The following is a 17,193-nucleotide window of genomic DNA, read 5'->3' on the forward strand; positions in this document are numbered from 1 at the left end:
CAGTCCCCAGTCCTCTCCTACCTTTCTACAGGAATATTCGATGCCTCAAGCTTCAATTGTTGAGCGGGATAATCAGTGAGAGCAAGTGATATTTTCTTGACATCATCAAGTAAAGCTGTAGGAATGCTCACTGTACCTGAAAATGCTGGCCCATTTACAGGCAATTCTGTTGGTAAACCCTCTGTACTTGCACTCAGGGTTCGTCCTTTGTCATCAGTAACATCTAAAAAACTATACAAGAAGCGCACAGAATCCTTACCTTTGTTCTGCATTTTCACTTTCAGTAGTAAATCACCACCAGAGTAGCGAGCAGATTGCACAGTCATTGTTACACCCTGACTTTGGGCTGTAACCGGAAAACCTGGTAGGGGCTTTTCTTCAACTACTTCTGGGGGTTTTTCCTCTGGCTTCTGCTTGCTGCTATTAGTTTCTTCATCATCTTCTTCGGGCTTTTCCGATTTAGCGGCTTTGGTCTTACCCTCAATTCGCGCCTTGACTATTTTCAGAATTTCTTCCTCTTTTAATAGCACTAGCCCTCCCTGTTGAGAGCTATTTGCCTTATTGCTGGCAAATTTTGTTGTAGGACGCCCATCTGGTGCAGTCACGCCTTTAAGTGCTGAACTCCCCAGTTCAAAGCCCAAAAACGCGCTCACAGAACCTGCTCCCATCATCAGAATTAACAAAATCAAAGTAAGAAATACAGTAGAATTTATTTTCATCGCTGACAAGCTATCACAATAAGAATGCTGGTCTATTTAAGAATAGTGAAGCTTTTGACCTCAATTCTGAAAGGAACTTAATCAATATTAGTTTGCACTATATCTATGATCAAATTATGTAGTATAAAAATCTAATAAACTATTGTCCAGTATTCACACGTGGTAAATTTGTGCTATATTCATGGAATTGGCTAAACTCAGTGTGCGAGGTATTTTGCTCGCTCTAAAATTAGTAAATCAGGTTGACCTAAGAGTTGAAGTAATTTTCTCGTAGCAACCCACAACCCAAAAAACAAGCGCCTTTGGCCGATTGGGGAGGCAACGAACTCATAATTCGTCTTCAGGCTGGTTCGATTCCAGCAGGGCGCACTGAATCATTAAAAAATAGTAATAGACGGAATTAGGTGACAGGGGAGAGGTGACAGGTGACAGGTGACAGGTGATAGAGAATAATCTGTACCCTGTAAGCTGTACCCTATTCCCTTCCTCACTCCCCAATCTTACCGAGATGGTAATGTTTCAAACCTGAATTCTGTTCCTACTTTGAGTTTGTTGCTATAGCGAGGAGACACGAGCAACGATGTGTCATAAGGATTTGGTAAATCAGGAGTACGAATATAAGGATCGTTGCCAACTTGCTGAGTCAGGGCATCATGATATAAAGTATTAATCAAGTTAGCGTCGCGGGCAATTTCATTTTCTGGGAAGGAACCACCAAAACTAGAACCAGATCCGAAAAATGAGTCTAGCTGACGCTTGAGGCTGCTAGTATTTTCGTAGAAATTGCGATCGTGACGAAAATAAGCTCGTTCAAATACATCATTCATAGTTTCAGAATTGGGTGTTGCCGTTTGGGCAGATGCAATAGACGGAAAAGCAATACCAGCAGCAAGTAGCACCAATAAACCACTAAAGGTTTTACATTTTATACGCACGTTTTTGACTCCTCAACTTTTGCTTTAGGCAAATCTTAATTTATGCTGAAGTTCAGAACTCTGATGAGTTCAACCTTTGGTGTAGCACAACTTTTAATGTTTTGTAATGACGTATCCTACTGAAACTCTTACCCATTCAGATATTTGGGCAACCACTTCGGATTTGACCACTTTACGCCACAAGTTACTAGATTTATTTTGCCAACTTGCTTATCAAGAGGGTGATTTTCTCTTATCTTCTGGGCTGCGTAGTTCTTATTACGTCAATAAGACACAGGTAACACTCCATCCTCAAGGTGCTTTAGCAGTCGGAAGATTACTATTTCCTTTATTACCTGTAGATACACAGGCTGTAGGTGGTTTAACAATGGGAGCCGATCCAATTGTGACAGCAGTGAGTATAGTTTCTGTTTATGAAAACCGCCCAATACCAGCGCTGATTATTCGCAAGGAAGCCAAGGGTTATGGAACAAAAGCTTATATAGAAGGCCCCAGTTTACCAGAGGGCGCAAAAGTAGTAGTTTTGGAAGATGTAGTCACAACTGGGCAATCTGCTCTAAAAGCGGTTGAGCGTCTTAAGGATGCAGGTTATACCGTAAATCAAGTAATTTCACTGGTAGATCGACAACAAGGGGGAGGTGAGTTGTACCAGTCAGCGGGGTTGAAGTTTGAAACTTTGTTTTCGATTCAGGAAGTTCAAGAACGCTACCGACAACTTGCAAATTCATAAACAAAAGGAGATAAATATGCAAGCAACAGTATCCACAGAACTAACACAAGAAAAAGTTGATAAAGCTGTGAGCGCAATTCTTGAAGTACTAGGAAAGCCAGAAAATGATTTACACCACAAAGCGTTAACAGCTTTTCAGAGTGGCGATTATCAAACTGTAAAGAGACTGGCATCTACTAACTTGACTGATGATTATTGTAAAGCTTTGGGATATCTGGGAGGAGCGCTGAAGTTGACTCCAAACACTGATACTATTTTGGCGGAATCGGCTCGTAGTGCAGCTGAATTTGTCAAAGAAAAAGCATTGCAGCATCTTGGGATTAAGATTGCTGATGCTTTGAATTAATCAATGCAATGAGCTTGTGCGATCGCTCTAAATAAATCAAAAAAACCCTCCTGGAAAACTTTTCAAGGGGGTTTGTGTACTTATACCGATTCAATTAATGATTGCAACACATTCTTGGGTAAAGACGCGATGAATCGCGTCTCTACAAATGGTGTGTTTGTTGCATTCTTTTTTCAAATTGGTATTACTTTTTCCGGCTTATTGTAGTAACAAAAGAGGGATTACTTCATCGGTAAGGTGAGGGTGAATGCTGTTTGACCAGAAGGTGTTAAATCAAGGGTAAGGTTGCCACGATGTGCCCTGGCAATTTCTCGGGCTAGGCTCAGTCCTAGTCCGATTCCTTCTACCTTGCGGTTACGTGAGGGATCGCCGCGATAAAATCGGTCAAAAATGCGATCGCGATCGCTGAGTGGAATATCTTTTGATGTATTGACAATGGTGACGTGAAGAGTTGTTGGAGTTTGATGAGCGCGAATTTGTATCCAGCCGTTGGCGAGATTGTATTTAATTGCATTGCTAAATAGGTTTTGCAAAATTTGAATTAAAAGATCGCGATCGCCTTTTACCCGCAATTTATCAGTAAAGTCAGTTTCCACAGTCAAATGGGGAGCTAGCATTTCCACATCTTCTAGCATCTCCATTAGCAACTCAGACATATCCACTTCAACCAGATACAAGCTCATTTTTCCGGCATCTGCCAGAGATAGCAGCAAGAGTTTTCGCATAATTCCACTCAGGCGGCGCACCTCATCTAACAGGTTGCTTAAGCGCTGTTGTACTTCACTACCGGGATCGACTTGTTGGAGTGTTCGTTCTAGTTCGCCTTGCAAAATAGTCAGTGGGGTTTTCAGTTCATGAGCCGCGTCACCACTAAAACGGGAAGCTTGGGTAAAACTACGTTCCAAGCGTGACAACATCAGGTTAAACACCTGAATCAGTTCGACAAATTCAACATCAGTTGTCCCAATGGGAATTCGCTGATCTAGCCCTTTGACAGTTACCTGTTGAATTACGCTTGTTAATTGCCGGATGGGACGTAAAGCACCACCAGAAACTAACCATGCTCCCACTGCAACCAACAGCAGCGCTCCCGGAATTGAAACCAGGAAGATATTGCGAATGGTAGCCATATCTCGATCTACGGCTTGCAAGCTAACGGCAATGGCAATCTGAGCATTGGGAAATTTAGCTGCCCCAATCCGCCAGACTGCGGTTGTTGTCCGCTCTGTGACAAATTGAGGTGGGCGTGGACGAATCAGTGGTGGCCGCTCAAAGGATGGATTGGTAGTGGAGGGTAAAGGTGGTGGTTCTCTCTTCGGGGGCGGTGGTTGAGGTGTCAACTCAAGACGCTTCAGCAACAGACGATTTACCTCAAGGTCGGTAGGTAGGGAGTTGGATTGATAAAGGATGTTGTTATTTGCGTCCAGCACCACCAGGGCGACAGGGGTTTTTGTATTGGTTCCGAAAGCATAAGATAAGGAATCTTCGTAAAACTGCCATCGCGATCGCTCGCGCGAGTTTTCTCTTCTAGAAGATGCTGCGCCAGCGGGAGGTTCCTCTGGTGGAGGGAAGTTCGGAGTTGCCCGCATCAAGTGATTTAATAGTTCTGCATCCAGGCGGCTAATCTTAGCATTGTAAATCTGAAACCAGGAAACCGCGCCAAATCCGACTAATGTGCTGCCAGCTAGAGCCGCAGACAACAGAGCAATGCGGAGTCGAAATGAAGGAAGTTTCACGATCGAGAATCTGGCTTGCGAAATCGATATCCAACCCCTCGAATGCTTTCAATCCAGACTGCTTCATCAAGGGGATCAATCTTTTTACGAATTCGTTGGATACAAACATCTACAACGTTGGTGTTAGGGTTAAAGTCGTAGCCCCAAACGTGTTCTAGGATTTGGGTACGAGTGAAAACCCGTCCGGGAGAACGCATAATATATTCTAGAAGATTAAACTCGCGGGTGGTGAGTTCTATCGCTTGGCGATCGCAAGTGACTTCCCTAGTGATGCGATCGAGTTTGATCGGCCCAACGCAAAGTAGATTTTGGCGATCGCTCACACTCCGGCGCACAACGGCATGAATTCTAGCTGCTAATTCTTCCACAAAAAACGGTTTAGCGATATAGTCATCCGCTCCCAAATTTAGCCCTTGCAAGCGATCGTCTAATTCATTCCGAGCCGTCAACAAAATCACCGGAGCATTCCGACCTTGCCGCCGTAACAGTTTTAGAATCGCTAGTCCATCTTTTCCCGGCATCATAATGTCGAGTACGATCGCATCATATTCGTTGTCTAATGCCCGCAGATATCCGTCATCACCGTTATCGCAGTAGTCTACAACAAATCCTTGCTCCTTTAATCCAGCCCGGACAAAGTTAGCAATTTTCGCTTCATCTTCGACAAACAGAACGTTCACAAGCTTTTATTAATTCATATATTCTTCTATTCTAAATTAATTATTTTTTATTCAAATTACAAAACTGTAATTTAGAAAATAGGAAAGCTGTAATTTTGAGGTGGCTCAATTAGAAATATGAACACCCCAGCTTTTGAAGGTTGATTTTTATGAATATCCGTCGAGTCTTAGCTGTAGCCGCAATTCCTTTTTTGATTGGTACATTCGGTTTTGTTGCACCCAATCAGGCAAATGCCGCTAATCCACCTCATCGGAACGCCGAGATTTCACAACAGCCCAACAAACGGCAAATATCTGATGAAAAACCACAAATCAGACATTCTAAACTTCGTCCACATCAGAAAAAGCGTACTCCCCAACGTCCCCAACCTCATAATCAAGAAGCAGTTCAAAACCGGGTAGAACACAATAATCGTTAATTGAAGCGCCTTTGTATTTCGCCTTACCAAACTACTGCGATCGCAATTAATTAAAAAGCAGGGTGGACTGCGATCATGAACAACAAAAATCGCCAATTAAATCTGATTTTCAGTCGAAGAGATGTACTTGCTCTATTGAGGGCAGCCGGAACGGCAATACTTGTAGTTGGATGCATACCAAGAAAGTCTAGTTTAGCCGTCCCAAGTTCATCTGCAAGCAATTCTGCTACGTTGCCTGCCTGTGTCGTCAGTCTAGAACAGACCGAAGGCCCTTATTTTGTGGATGAGAAGCTTAACCGCTCCGATATCCGTTCCAATCCGGCGGATGGTTCGGTGAAAGACGGTGTGCCACTCCTTCTGACACTGCAAGTTTCTCAAATTGGCACTACTGGCTGTACACCAGTTGCAGGTGCGATCGTAGATGTTTGGCACTGTGACGCACTTGGTGTTTATTCAGATGTGACAGACCAAAGTTTTAGTACCGTCGGTCAAAAGTTCTTGCGCGGCTATCAAGTAAGCAACGTGAATGGAACTGTCCAGTTCACAACCATTTACCCTGGTTGGTATCAAGGCAGAACCGTCCATATTCACTTTAAGGTTCGCACTGATGCAACATCAAAGCAGCGTTATGAGTTTACATCGCAGCTATATTTTGATGATTCGATCACCGATCGGGTACATACCCAGACACCTTATGCCAGCAAGGGACAGCGCACGCTGAAGAATGCTGAAGACGGAATTTTTCAAGGTGATGGCGAACAAATGGTGCTCAAGCTCACCAAGAATGGACAAGGTTACGCAGCAACTTTTAATGTTGGGCTGAGAATTACATGATTTTAGTACAAGACTTAGGGCTTAAATGACAAAAATTACACAATTGTAATTCAGAACCAGGGTGAAGTGTAATTTTGGGTTAGTTGAATCAGAAATGTAAACAATTTATCTTTTGAGTGTTGATAATGAATATTCGTAGAGTATTAGTAGTAACAGCGATTCCTGTTCTGGTTGGCACATTTGGTTTGATTTCACTCAATCAAGCAAATGCTGCTAATCAATTCGAGCGAATTGCACAGGCGCAACAACCGCCCAACGAACCATCAAACGAACGGCCGCGTCCACCCAGACCTGATTTTGCAGCCGCAGCAACCAAATTAGGAGTTACAGAAGCCCAATTAAAGGCGGCGTTAGGAGTTCCAGCCAATCCACCAAATCCAGGCGATCGCAATCAACGCCCACCCAGACCTGATTTTGCAGCCACAGCAACCAAATTAGGAGTTACAGAAGCCCAGTTAAAGGCGGCGTTAGGAGTCCCAGCTAATCCACCAAATCCAGGCGATCGCAATCAACGCCCACCCAGACCTGATTTGAAAGCCGCAGCGACAAAGTTAGGAGTTACAGAAACACAGTTAAAGGATGCGTTAGGAGTTCCTGCCAATCCGCCAAATCCAGGCGATCGCACTCAGCGCCCACCCAGACCTGATTTGAAAGCCGCAGCGACAAAGTTGGGTGTCACTGAACAACAGTTGATCGACGCATTAGGTGTTCCACCTCATCCTCCTGGCGATGGCGGAGCCTCTTCTCAAGAAAACCGTCCTAATCAACCAAAATAACTGAATATTATCTAGGACTTACGCATTGACAAAAAGTTAATCCTATAGTATTCACAGCATTTTATTAATTCGTAGCGAATTAAATTTGGCGATACCTTGCAATGCCAATGCATCCCAATACAATGTTAATGCGTGCCCTTGCAATGCCATTGCATCCCGATACAATGTTAATGCGTGCCCCTGCAATGCCATTGCATCCCGATACAATGTTAATGCGTCGGCCGCATTGTTAATGCATCCCTCTGCATTAAAAACGTTACGCTTTTACGCAAAATTGTACTAAGTCTTTACTTTTTATTAAGAGGCTGTAGTACATTCTTCAACTGAGGGTTTCAGTCTCATCAACGACAAATAGTCTACCTGCCTGACGAATAGCTTCGGGTTTGTGAGTTTGCAGGAACCTTAACATTCCAATGCCCAGGAATAGCCAAATTAAAACGACAACTGGTGCTAAGTGAAGCGGCGCTGGTGGAGGGGGATAAAGAGTGCCAACTATAACACCAGTAATCACGATTATCGAGAGCCAAGGTAGCAGAACATAACGCAACCAACCAAAGCGAATCGTAGAGTTTCGCTCCAACCGAGCGCGGCGTTTTGTCGAAAAATATCGAAAACACGCCAAACTAGTCAATCCATAGATCGCCAGGGCAGCGAGCGTTAAAACTGTACCCAGAAAGGCAAACGCCTGAATCGGTGTCCACAGCATTCCCAACCCCAGCCCCACCGCAGAACTGCCACACAATGCGAGAATGGCATTTGTCGGTGTGTGATAGGTAGGATGAATGTGCATCAACCAACGGGGAAATAGTTCTTCTCGACTTATGGCATAGACAATCCGAGCAGCAGCGTTGAGAAAGGCAACGGCACAGGCATATCCAGCCAGAATTCCGGCAAAATCAATCAATAAGGCAAACCCATTCCCCCAAACGTGACGCGCAATCGTATCGAAGGGGGCAGCATCTTGAGCAAAGGCTGCCATGTTATGAATGCCATATCCCACCGTTGCCACATATGACATCAGCACATAGAACACGCCGACTAAGACTAGGGTGATCGTCGTCGCTTTTGGAATTGACTGGCGAGGGTTTTGAATTTCTTCACCCAACGTGGTTGCAGATTCAAACCCGACGAAACTGAGGATGGACAAAATAACACCCGCAACCAGGTTGCTCTGCTGTGGTAATCCTGTCAGCGTCAAGGGTACGAGCGTCAGTTGTCCAGTTTTGCCAGCTTGGATGAACACGATGAGCGCGAGCAACAGACAAACGCCGAGTTCAAACATCAATAGCGTCAGATCCAATTGCAGCGAGAAGCGAATGCCGCGATAACACACTGCCCCGACGATCAAAGCAAACAAGCAATACCATAATGTCCAGTTTAGGTGTACGCCAAACCAGTGCAGCAACAAATCTTGAAAATTCGCACTCATTACTAGAAAGACAAAGGCAATAGCTACACCAAAGGAAATTAAACTCAACCAGCCAGCGAGAAAGCCCCAGTGTACTCCTAATCCTTGAGTCACAAAGGTATACAATGAGCCACTTGTGGGGAACTCGGCTGCAAGTATGCTGATTTGATGAGCAACCAGCAGAGCCACCCCAAAACCAATGATGTAGCACAACGGCATTGCTGCACCGACGAGTCCCGCTTGGGGAATGGTATTAAAAAAGATGGCACCCACAGGAGACATCGCAGCAACTGCCATGACGAGCGCATGGCGCAATTGCAGTGTATTGCGTTGCAGCTTTGGGGATTCGTTTGAAGAATTTTTTGCAGGTGTCATATCCAAGGGTGGTTTATTTGCTAATACTGGTTATCATCCATGAATGGAAAAATGAGCGCAACTTATTCTCCAAATCCTGTGAGTCTGTGAATCCGTAAGTCCTAATATAGTGTGAGATTATTTGATTTTTTCTTTCACCAGAACTACTACAATTACTATTGATGCTAGATAATGGGAAGGCTTTGACATTTTCTTGCTAATCTAGCCCGGAAACAATAACTAAGACTTATGCGAACTCACTATTGCGGCGAACTCCGAAAAGAACATATTGGAGAAACTGTTACCTTTTACGGATGGATAGACCGTCGCCGCGATCACGGTGGTGTGATATTTTTAGATTTACGCGATCGCTCTGGAACTGTCCAAATCGTCAGCGATCCTCAACGCACCCCAGATTCTTACGAATATGCGAACGCCCTGCGAAATGAATATGTTGTCGAAATCACTGGTAGGGTAACACAACGTCCTGAAGAATCGTTAAATACCCGCATCCCCACAGGCGAGGTGGAAATTTACGCTGATAACATTGAACTACTCAATGCTGTTCGTAAACAGTTACCTTTCCAAGTTTCTATAGCTGACACCGAAACAGTGCGGGAAGACTTACGGCTGAAATATCGTTATTTGGATTTGCGACGCGAACGTATGGCGCAAAATTTGCAACTGCGTCATCAAATTGTCAAAGCCATGCGTCGTTATCTAGAAGATTTGGAAGGTTTTATCGAAGTCGAAACCCCAATTCTTACCCGTTCTACCCCAGAAGGAGCGCGGGATTATGTTCTACCCAGTCGCGTCAATCCTGGTGAGTGGTATGCTTTGCCGCAATCACCCCAGTTATTTAAACAATTGCTGATGGTATCCGGTTTAGATAGATATTATCAGATTGCCCGTTGCTTTCGTGACGAAGACTTACGCGCCGACAGACAACCAGAATTCACGCAGTTGGACATGGAAATGAGCTTCATGTCCCAAGAAGAAATTATCGAACTAAATGAGAATTTAATTTGCCATATCTACAAAACAGTTAAAGGCATTGAGTTACAGCGCCCTTTCCCCCGTCTCACTTATGTTGAGGGGATGGAACGCTACGGTAGTGATAAACCAGATACACGCTATGGTTTGGAATTAGTTGATGTCTCAGATATCGTCAAAGACTCTGGTTTCAAAGTCTTTCGGGATACTGTTACCAATGGTGGTATCGTCAAAATCCTCCCCATTCCCAATGGTAACGATGTAATTTCTAATGTCCGTATTAAACCAGGTGGCGATTTATTTAAAGAAGCTAGCGAAGCCGGTGCTAAAGGTTTAGCTTTTATCCGCGTCAGAGATGATAACGAAATTGACACCATTGGGGCGATTAAAGACAACTTAAGCGAAGAACAAAAACAAGAAATTTTGCGCCGTACAGGTGCAAAAGCTGGACATTTGCTGTTGTTTGGGGCAGGGGAAACTGCTACAGTTAATAAAACTTTAGATAGATTACGACAAGCGATCGCTAGAGAATTTAACTTAATCGATCCCGAAAAAATTAACTTACTGTGGATTACAGATTTCCCGATGTTTGAGTGGAATGCTGACGAAAAGCGCCTAGAAGCACTACATCATCCGTTTACAGCACCACATCCTGATGATTTGAGCGACTTAAAAACTGCACGCGCCCAAGCTTACGACTTGATACTCAACGGTGTAGAAATTGGTGGCGGAAGTCTGCGGATTTATCAGCGAGAAATTCAACAGCAAGTGTTTGAAGCGATCGGTTTATCTCCTGAAGAAGCACAAAGTAAATTTGGCTTTCTCTTAGAAGCATTTGAATATGGTACACCGCCGCATGGTGGCATCGCCTACGGTTTAGATCGTTTAGTAATGTTGCTAGCTGGCGAAGAATCGATTCGGGATGTCATTGCTTTTCCGAAGACACAACAAGCACGTTGTTTGTTAACAGATGCGCCTTCGAGTGTAGATGCTAAACAGTTGAAAGAATTACACGTTGCTTCGACTTATAAACCAAAGTCTTAACTCGACTTTATCCAAATTAGGCGGCATACACAGCAATATCGTTTGTTTCGTTGCCGATACCAAACAAGCCAACCCAAGGTGCGCTCTATCACCCAGTGTTTTGGAAGCAAAACAAACCTTTTGCGCTCTTTGAGTTGGAGTACTACTTGTATAATCCAACTGCAATTTGATTATTTTAACGTGAGTTCGACAGACCTCTCCCGGACAGCCTCTCTCGCCTTTTGGGAGAGCGAGGAGTAATATCATGTTCGTATAATCACTTATGATAAAAGTAGGTAGAAAAATTATGAAATATGCCGAAACGGATTAGCATAGCCACGCATTTAAATATTTCGGAGTTAGAACAGCTTTATCGACAGGCAAAAAATGCGTTAGAAAGTCGTCAATATCAAGTTTTATGGTTATTAGCGCAGGGGAAAAAAACTGACGAGGTTGAGGAAGTTACAGGCCATAGCAGAACATGGATATACGCATTGGTGAAAAGGTATAACGAATTCGGCATCTGTGGAATAGGCGATCGCCGTAGTCAAAATCAAGGAGCAAAAACGTTAATAGATGACATCTATCAAGCGCAGCTATGGCAAGTTTTGCAGTCAAAAGCACCAGATGGGGGATTATGGAATGGACGAAAAGTTGCAGATTGGTTGAGTGAAGTTACAGGGACAAAGATTAGTAGATACAGAGGGTGGGAGATATTACGGCAGATGACTTTTAGGTTAAGAGTACCTCGCCCATGTCATACAGAAAGTGACTACTTTGAGCAAGAAGCCTGGAAAAAAAACTAGCTACGGAAGTTGAACAACTCAAAACTACTTACCCGAATGCAGAAATTCAACTTTGGTGCGAGGATGAGCATCGTTTAGGACTCAAGCCAATCATTCGACAAATTTATGTTCCCGAAGGGGAAACACCAATCGCTAATGTCAACTGGAGATACAAGTGGTTATGGTTGTACGCATTTCTACATCCCCAAACCGGAGAAAGTTATTGGTGGATTCTTCCTTACGTAAATACCAAACTATTTAACCAGGTTTTAGCAGATTTTGCTCGTGAATTCGGTTTAGGTGCTGATAAACGCATTCTTTTAGTTGTGGATCAGGCTGGGTGGCATACCAGTAAAAACCTAGAGCTTCCCGAAGGGCTTCATTTGACATTTTTACCCTCTCATTCACCCGAATTACAACCTGCTGAAAGATTGTGGACTTTAGTTAACGAACCAATTGCCAATCAAACATTTGAGACCCTCAATGATTTGGAAGAAATTGTATTTCATCGCTGTCAAACTTTACTTCAACAGCAAGATTTGATTCAAGGGTTAACTAGTTTTCATTGGTGGATTAAAATCGGAGCTTAATCATAAGTCATTTACCGAACATGATATAACAAGATTAGAAGCTTTTTGCTTCCCTCTCTCGGTAGGAGAGGGGCTGGGGGAGAGATCAAAATAGCACTCGTCGAACTCACGTTATTTTAATATTCAAAACTCAGTGACAGAGTTAACAGAGCAACAATTAATAAAACAGAATATTTAGCAATTGGTAAGGACTTTTGAAAAGCTTCACTATCAGAACAAGCAAGTAGAGTGCAAGCTACTAATCTTCCTGAAGTTAAAATTAATTCCCCAACATAATGGATTGTAAATGTAATATATCCAATTGAACTAGATAGTTTTTTACCTCTTAAAGCTTTATAAAAATTAATAGTATCAATTTTTGTATAAACGATTGAAATAGATATTGTAGCACAAGAATAGTTCCACCCCTTGCAATGCTTAGGTGCTTGATAGAAGCTGTTGTCTTTGATGAAGTTAAAAGTGCAAATATTTTTTGCATTTAATCTGATTCATTCATTGGCTCTGAATGCAATTTGCTAGAATTACTATAGTTTTTGTTTCTAAGATTTGGAATAAATCTAGCATTTTATTATGATTATGCGCCTTCCCACAATTGCTGCGACTTTTGTCGCGGCCAGTCTTAGTATAGGTACACTTTTGAGTCTTGCTGCCCCAGCTTCAGCTGACGAGATAATAACTTGTGCAAGCCAAAATAATCGAAGAAATACTTGTTCGGTAAATTCAAGAGGCAGAGTGAGGCTTGTTAGGCAATTGTCTAACACCAGTTGTAGAGGAAATTGGGGCTATCGGAGAAATCGTATTTGGGTGAAAAATGGTTGCCGAGCTGAGTTTTCAGTTGGCGATCGCAGAAACGACAGATATGACAGATACGATCGAAATGATAGATATGACAGATACGATCGCAGAAACGATAGATATGACAGATACGATCGAAACGATAGATATGACAGATATGACAGATAGGAGACTGGGTATTGCATCAATATAGATAGTTAAGCAGAAATTAAGAAACTTACTTCTGCTAACTTTTATAAGTAAAGCCCTTATCAACTCTAAGAGGGTATTGATTTCTATGTATGTTAATCAAACATTGCTTTCGAGTGCGTGTCTAGTTGGCATTTATCTAGCGTTTCAAAACTTTGGATAGATGTTTCGGGTATATACAGCTAATTTCAAGTTGATGAAGTACACAAGCTGTCAAGTCTTCTTTGCGTATCTTGCTAATGCGATCGCTTCTTTTTTTGTAGAGAAGCGATCGCAGTGTTTATTTTATAGTCGCAGATAAGATAAGAGAGTAACATGCTCCTCACACACAAGTAGCAATGACCTCAACCCTGCGGAAACTTCCCCGTCTCAATGCTCCGACGCTGCACCAATTGCCCAATGGTTTGACAATCATTGCCGAGCAAATGCCAGTTGAAGCCGTAAACCTCAACTTATGGATAAAAGTTGGCTCTGCTGTCGAACCTGATGCCATTAACGGCATGGCTCACTTTTTAGAACACATGATTTTTAAAGGAACAGAACGACTGGCAAGCGGCGAGTTTGAACGTCGAATTGAAGAACGGGGTGCTGTTACTAATGCCGCTACTAGCCAAGACTATACTCATTACTATATAACTACTGCCCCCAAAGATTTTGCCGAGCTTGCGCCACTACAAATAGATGTAGTATCAAATGCGAGTATTCCTGATGATGCTTTTGAACGCGAGCGATTGGTAGTTTTAGAAGAAATTAGGCGTTCAGAGGATAATCCCCAGCGGCGTACATATCGGCGGGCAATGGAGACAGCTTTTGATTATCTACCCTATCGCCGTGCGGTATTGGGGCCAGAATCGGTGATTGCCGGACTTAAACCGCAGCAGATGCGAGATTTTCATGCTAATTGGTATCAACCCCAATCAATTACGGCTGTGGCTGTGGGCAATTTGCCCGTGGAAGAATTAATTGCAACAGTTGCGGAAGGATTTACAAAAGTTACTCGCAACTCTCCATTGCCCACTACAGACGCAATTAATCGCGTCTCTAGCCACTCGTCACTGAATCCTGAATCACCATTTACAGAAATTGTTCGTCAAGAATTTATTGATGAAAGTCTGCAACAAGCAAGACTAGTAATGGTTTGGCGGGTTCCCGGAATGACTCAGTTAGATCGTACCTATGGATTGGATGTTTTAGCCGGAATTTTGGGACACGGACGGACATCAAGATTAGTGAGGGATTTACGGGAGGAACGGGGATTAGTTTCTTCAATTTCTGTGAGCGACATGAGCAACGAGCTACAAGGGGTATTTTATATTTCCGCTAAATGCGCAGTAGAAAATTTACCAGTTGTAGAAAATGCGATCGCTCAACACATTAGCAAACTACAGACAGAGTTGATAACAGAATCAGAAATTGCCCGTATACGGCGGCGAGTAGCTAACAAATTTATATTTGGCAACGAAACACCAAGCGATCGCTCTGGGTTGTATGGTTATTATCAATCTTTGGTAGGAGATTTGGAACCCGCCTTTAACTACCCAGCGATCATTCAGAGCCAAGATGCAACAGACTTGATGCAAGCAGCCAAAGATTATCTATCTCCAGATGCTTATGGTGTAGTTTTTGTCAAGCCCTTTTAGAGTTAGGAGTTAAGAGTGAGGAGTTATGAGTAAAAAGCCATGATTGTGACTCCTGACTCCTAACTTTTATTTAGCTTCTTACTTCTAACTCATAACTCATAACTCCTAACTTTTATTTAATCATGTGGACTCAAATCGACACCCATATTAGCCAGGTGACTGGCGAAAAATTTCAAAGTCAGCAAAGGCGATCGGTTGGTGGCGGGTGCATCAACCAAGGTTATGCTGTCTCTAATGGTGAGATAACCTACTTCGTCAAACAAAATCTTGCATCCCAAGTTGCAATGTTTGAAGCTGAGGCGTTGGGTTTAGAGCAAATGATCGCAACAGCTAGTATTCGCATCCCCAAACCAATTTGCTGGGGTACTGCTGAGAATTCTAGCTACATCGTCCTGGAATGGTTGGAACTTGGTAGCGGTAACAGCAATTCTTCTCTACGAGACGCTCCGCGATGGCAAGAAATGGGGCGCAAGTTAGCAGCGATGCATAAAGTGAGCAGCAGTCAAGGTTTTGGTTGGAAAATTAACAATACTATTGGTTCCACGCCGCAAATCAATACTTGGACAGCAGACTGGACAGAATTTTATATTAAACATCGCCTGGGTTATCAATTTCAGTTGGCAAGGCGGCGGGGAGGTAATTTTCCCCAGCAAGACAAGTTACTAACAGCTATCCCGGAACTATTGGCAAATCATCAGGTGCAACCTTCGTTAGTACACGGCGATTTATGGGGTGGAAATGCTGGGTGTACTGCATCGGGGGAACCAGTGATATTTGATCCAGCAACTTATTTTGGCGATCGCGAAGTTGATATCGCCATGACAGAATTATTTGGTGGGTTCCCAGCAGCATTTTATAAAGGTTACAACGAGGTGTTTCCGTTAGATTTAGGCTATGAGCAGAGAAAAACACTTTATAACCTGTATCACATTTTGAATCACTTCAATTTATTTGGGGGTAGTTACGATTCGCAAGCCAATAGGATGATTGACCAGATTTTACGATAAGGGATGGGGATTGTGGTTGATTGACTTTTTTTTTGGGTTGATTACTTTGTCCTGGTGTCACAGACTCGATTGCGAGATGATGGTAGTTTATCTTTGCACAAACTCCTTTATCCCAATCGCGATACAAGTTATGACACTCAATTTATATTTACTGCGACATGGAGAAACTACTTTTAGTCAAAGTGGTAATTTCTGCGGTGAAACTGATGCGGAGTTGACAACAGAGGGGATGGAGATGGCATCCGCTTTTGCCGATGTTTATCAACAATTGAAGTGGGAAGGGGTTTATGTTAGCCCAATGAAACGCACAATTGCAACTGCCAAGCCATTTTGTGATGCTATCGGTATAGATATGCAGTTGCGTGACGGACTTAGAGAAGGTAGTTACGGCGAATGGGAAACTAAGAGTAAATCGTTTGCTCAAGAGAATTACGCAGAGAATTATCTAAAATGGGTGACAGAACCAGCTTGGAATGCACCACTAGGTGGAGAAACTGCGGTAGATATTGCTAACCGTTCTATGCCTGTAATTGCTGAAATTCAAGAAAAACATCCCCAAGGTAATGTTTTAGTAGTTTCTCATAAAGCCACGATTCGGATTATGCTTTGCAGTTTACTGGGAATTGATTTGGGACGCTATCGCTATCGGGTGAATATTTTGGTCGCCTCGGTAAGTATGGTTAAATTTGACGTTAATGGTCCCTTATTAGAAATATTAGGCGATCGCCATCATATACCCGATCGTATTCGCTCTCGTCCGGGAACATAATAGTCTCTTAGGGATTTGCAAAAAATAAATTATCCCAAATGATTTCTAGATTTGTAGGGGCACAAGGTTTTACACCCCTACAATTGGATATTTTTTTAACTGGAAGGCACTGTTTTGCCCGCCTTCAGAGCGATGGCGTAACCGCCCGCCGTAGGCGTTGGGATAAAAAATAAATAATTTCTGGTTGCAATTGATGACAAATTAGTACTTCGACAAAACTTGATGGAAGTGAGAAATTCCGTATTCAATATCTGCAAACTGAAGTACACCATAAGCTTTGGAATGAACGCTTGCTTGTAGCGATCAGATATGGGTATGGCAATCAGCTATAGCAACCGCCAAGGCGGTTAAGCCGCTGTGTGAAGCACAGCTTCCATCGCATCTCTCAGACAGCCAAATTGAATTATTTGCTTACGAATTCGGCTTTTTAACCATGACCAACATCGCTCAATTTTGTTAAGCTCG

15 protein-coding genes, 1 tRNA gene and 3 pseudogenes are annotated in these 17,193 nt (G+C 43.0%); 13 read left to right on the forward strand and 6 right to left on the reverse strand.

The features are described from left to right. Nucleotides 1–17: 17 nt before the first annotated feature. Nucleotides 18–719, reverse strand: coding sequence for a hypothetical protein (locus tag RMY32_RS29595; protein WP_322713198.1), 702 nt, complete (start codon nt 717–719; stop codon nt 18–20). Nucleotides 720–1,015: 296 nt separating this feature from the next. Here RMY32_RS29595 and RMY32_RS29600 point away from each other — a divergent pair. Then, a tRNA-Ile gene (locus tag RMY32_RS29600) sits at nt 1,016–1,088 on the forward strand. A gap of 131 nt (nt 1,089–1,219) precedes the next feature. Here the strand turns inward: RMY32_RS29600 and RMY32_RS29605 are convergent. After that, on the reverse strand, nt 1,220–1,654 hold the full coding sequence (locus RMY32_RS29605; protein WP_322713199.1) for a hypothetical protein: 435 nt from the start codon (nt 1,652–1,654) through the stop codon (nt 1,220–1,222). A 106-nt stretch (nt 1,655–1,760) separates the two neighbouring features. On the opposite strand from RMY32_RS29605, the gene pyrE reads away from it, so the two are divergent. Together pyrE and RMY32_RS29615 are read left to right on the forward strand one after the other, a co-directional pair. Continuing rightward, on the forward strand, nt 1,761–2,384 hold the full coding sequence (gene pyrE, locus RMY32_RS29610; RefSeq protein WP_322674736.1) for an orotate phosphoribosyltransferase: 624 nt from the start codon (nt 1,761–1,763) through the stop codon (nt 2,382–2,384). Between the two features lie 16 nt (nt 2,385–2,400). After that, nucleotides 2,401–2,730, forward strand: coding sequence for a hypothetical protein (locus RMY32_RS29615; RefSeq protein WP_322692398.1), 330 nt, complete (start codon nt 2,401–2,403; stop codon nt 2,728–2,730). Nucleotides 2,731–2,951: 221 nt separating this feature from the next. On the opposite strand, the gene RMY32_RS29620 is transcribed toward RMY32_RS29615, so the two are convergent. Both RMY32_RS29620 and RMY32_RS29625 read right to left on the reverse strand, forming a co-directional pair. After that, nucleotides 2,952–4,466, reverse strand: a complete 1,515-nt coding sequence (locus RMY32_RS29620) for an ATP-binding protein (protein ID WP_322713200.1) — start codon at nt 4,464–4,466, stop codon at nt 2,952–2,954. Then, nucleotides 4,463–5,146: a response regulator transcription factor gene (locus tag RMY32_RS29625; RefSeq protein WP_322713201.1), complete on the reverse strand. Its 684-nt coding sequence runs from the start codon at nt 5,144–5,146 to the stop codon at nt 4,463–4,465. Before RMY32_RS29625 ends, RMY32_RS29620 begins: the two co-directional genes overlap by 4 nt. 149 nt (nt 5,147–5,295) lie before the next feature. Here RMY32_RS29625 and RMY32_RS29630 point away from each other — a divergent pair, with 149 nt between their 5' ends. The 3 genes from RMY32_RS29630 (at nt 5,296) to RMY32_RS29640 (ending at nt 7,175) form a co-directional block, all read left to right on the forward strand. Beyond that, entirely contained in the window at nt 5,296–5,565 is a 270-nt protein-coding gene (locus tag RMY32_RS29630) for a hypothetical protein (protein WP_322713202.1), read from the forward strand. A 75-nt stretch (nt 5,566–5,640) separates the two neighbouring features. Then, entirely contained in the window at nt 5,641–6,399 is a 759-nt protein-coding gene (locus tag RMY32_RS29635; protein ID WP_322713203.1) for an intradiol ring-cleavage dioxygenase, read from the forward strand. 125 nt (nt 6,400–6,524) lie between these two features. Next, a complete protein-coding gene (locus tag RMY32_RS29640; protein ID WP_322713204.1) occupies nt 6,525–7,175 on the forward strand; it encodes a hypothetical protein in 651 nt (216 codons plus the stop codon). 319 nt (nt 7,176–7,494) lie between these two features. On the opposite strand, the gene RMY32_RS29645 is transcribed toward RMY32_RS29640, so the two are convergent. Further along, nucleotides 7,495–8,958: an APC family permease gene (locus RMY32_RS29645; RefSeq protein WP_322713205.1), complete on the reverse strand. Its 1,464-nt coding sequence runs from the start codon at nt 8,956–8,958 to the stop codon at nt 7,495–7,497. A 228-nt stretch (nt 8,959–9,186) separates the two neighbouring features. Here RMY32_RS29645 and aspS point away from each other — a divergent pair, with 228 nt between their 5' ends. The 7 genes and pseudogenes from aspS (at nt 9,187) to RMY32_RS29680 (ending at nt 16,728) form a co-directional block, all read left to right on the forward strand. Further along, entirely contained in the window at nt 9,187–10,974 is a 1,788-nt protein-coding gene (gene aspS, locus RMY32_RS29650; RefSeq protein WP_322713206.1) for an aspartate--tRNA ligase, read from the forward strand. A 293-nt stretch (nt 10,975–11,267) separates the two neighbouring features. Continuing rightward, nucleotides 11,268–12,328, forward strand: a pseudogene (locus RMY32_RS29655) (IS630 family transposase). A 576-nt stretch (nt 12,329–12,904) separates the two neighbouring features. Beyond that, nucleotides 12,905–13,135 (forward strand): annotated as a pseudogene (locus RMY32_RS29660) (DUF3011 domain-containing protein); the annotation flags it as partial. Nucleotides 13,136–13,139: 4 nt separating this feature from the next. Next, nucleotides 13,140–13,316, forward strand: coding sequence for a hypothetical protein (locus tag RMY32_RS29665; protein ID WP_322713207.1), 177 nt, complete (start codon nt 13,140–13,142; stop codon nt 13,314–13,316). A gap of 334 nt (nt 13,317–13,650) precedes the next feature. Then, nucleotides 13,651–14,952, forward strand: coding sequence for a pitrilysin family protein (locus RMY32_RS29670; protein ID WP_322713208.1), 1,302 nt, complete (start codon nt 13,651–13,653; stop codon nt 14,950–14,952). 122 nt (nt 14,953–15,074) lie between these two features. Next, nucleotides 15,075–15,959, forward strand: a complete 885-nt coding sequence (locus RMY32_RS29675; RefSeq protein WP_322713209.1) for a fructosamine kinase family protein — start codon at nt 15,075–15,077, stop codon at nt 15,957–15,959. Nucleotides 15,960–16,089: 130 nt separating this feature from the next. Beyond that, nucleotides 16,090–16,728, forward strand: coding sequence for a histidine phosphatase family protein (locus tag RMY32_RS29680; protein WP_322692410.1), 639 nt, complete (start codon nt 16,090–16,092; stop codon nt 16,726–16,728). Between the two features lie 347 nt (nt 16,729–17,075). Here the strand turns inward: RMY32_RS29680 and RMY32_RS29685 are convergent. After that, a pseudogene (locus RMY32_RS29685) lies at nt 17,076–17,193 on the reverse strand (IS630 family transposase); the annotation flags it as partial.

Origin of the sequence: Nostoc sp. ChiSLP03a, assembly GCF_034531215.2 — a bacterium.
Classification (GTDB): Bacteria; Cyanobacteriota; Cyanobacteriia; order Cyanobacteriales; family Nostocaceae; genus Nostoc.

What these genes read in the sequence shown, in the direction of transcription:
- RMY32_RS29595 (WP_322713198.1), bottom strand. Translation starts at nt 719, where the DNA reads ATGAAAATAAATTCTACTGTATTTCTTACTTTGATTTTGTTAATTCTG.
- pyrE (WP_322674736.1), top strand. Translation starts at nt 1,761, where the DNA reads ATGACGTATCCTACTGAAACTCTTACCCATTCAGATATTTGGGCAACC.
- RMY32_RS29615 (WP_322692398.1), top strand. Translation starts at nt 2,401, where the DNA reads ATGCAAGCAACAGTATCCACAGAACTAACACAAGAAAAAGTTGATAAA.
- RMY32_RS29630 (WP_322713202.1), top strand. Translation starts at nt 5,296, where the DNA reads ATGAATATCCGTCGAGTCTTAGCTGTAGCCGCAATTCCTTTTTTGATT.
- RMY32_RS29635 (WP_322713203.1), top strand. Translation starts at nt 5,641, where the DNA reads ATGAACAACAAAAATCGCCAATTAAATCTGATTTTCAGTCGAAGAGAT.
- RMY32_RS29640 (WP_322713204.1), top strand. Translation starts at nt 6,525, where the DNA reads ATGAATATTCGTAGAGTATTAGTAGTAACAGCGATTCCTGTTCTGGTT.
- RMY32_RS29645 (WP_322713205.1), bottom strand. Translation starts at nt 8,958, where the DNA reads ATGACACCTGCAAAAAATTCTTCAAACGAATCCCCAAAGCTGCAACGC.
- aspS (WP_322713206.1), top strand. Translation starts at nt 9,187, where the DNA reads ATGCGAACTCACTATTGCGGCGAACTCCGAAAAGAACATATTGGAGAA.
- RMY32_RS29665 (WP_322713207.1), top strand. Translation starts at nt 13,140, where the DNA reads ATGGTTGCCGAGCTGAGTTTTCAGTTGGCGATCGCAGAAACGACAGAT.
- RMY32_RS29670 (WP_322713208.1), top strand. Translation starts at nt 13,651, where the DNA reads ATGACCTCAACCCTGCGGAAACTTCCCCGTCTCAATGCTCCGACGCTG.
- RMY32_RS29675 (WP_322713209.1), top strand. Translation starts at nt 15,075, where the DNA reads ATGTGGACTCAAATCGACACCCATATTAGCCAGGTGACTGGCGAAAAA.
- RMY32_RS29680 (WP_322692410.1), top strand. Translation starts at nt 16,090, where the DNA reads ATGACACTCAATTTATATTTACTGCGACATGGAGAAACTACTTTTAGT.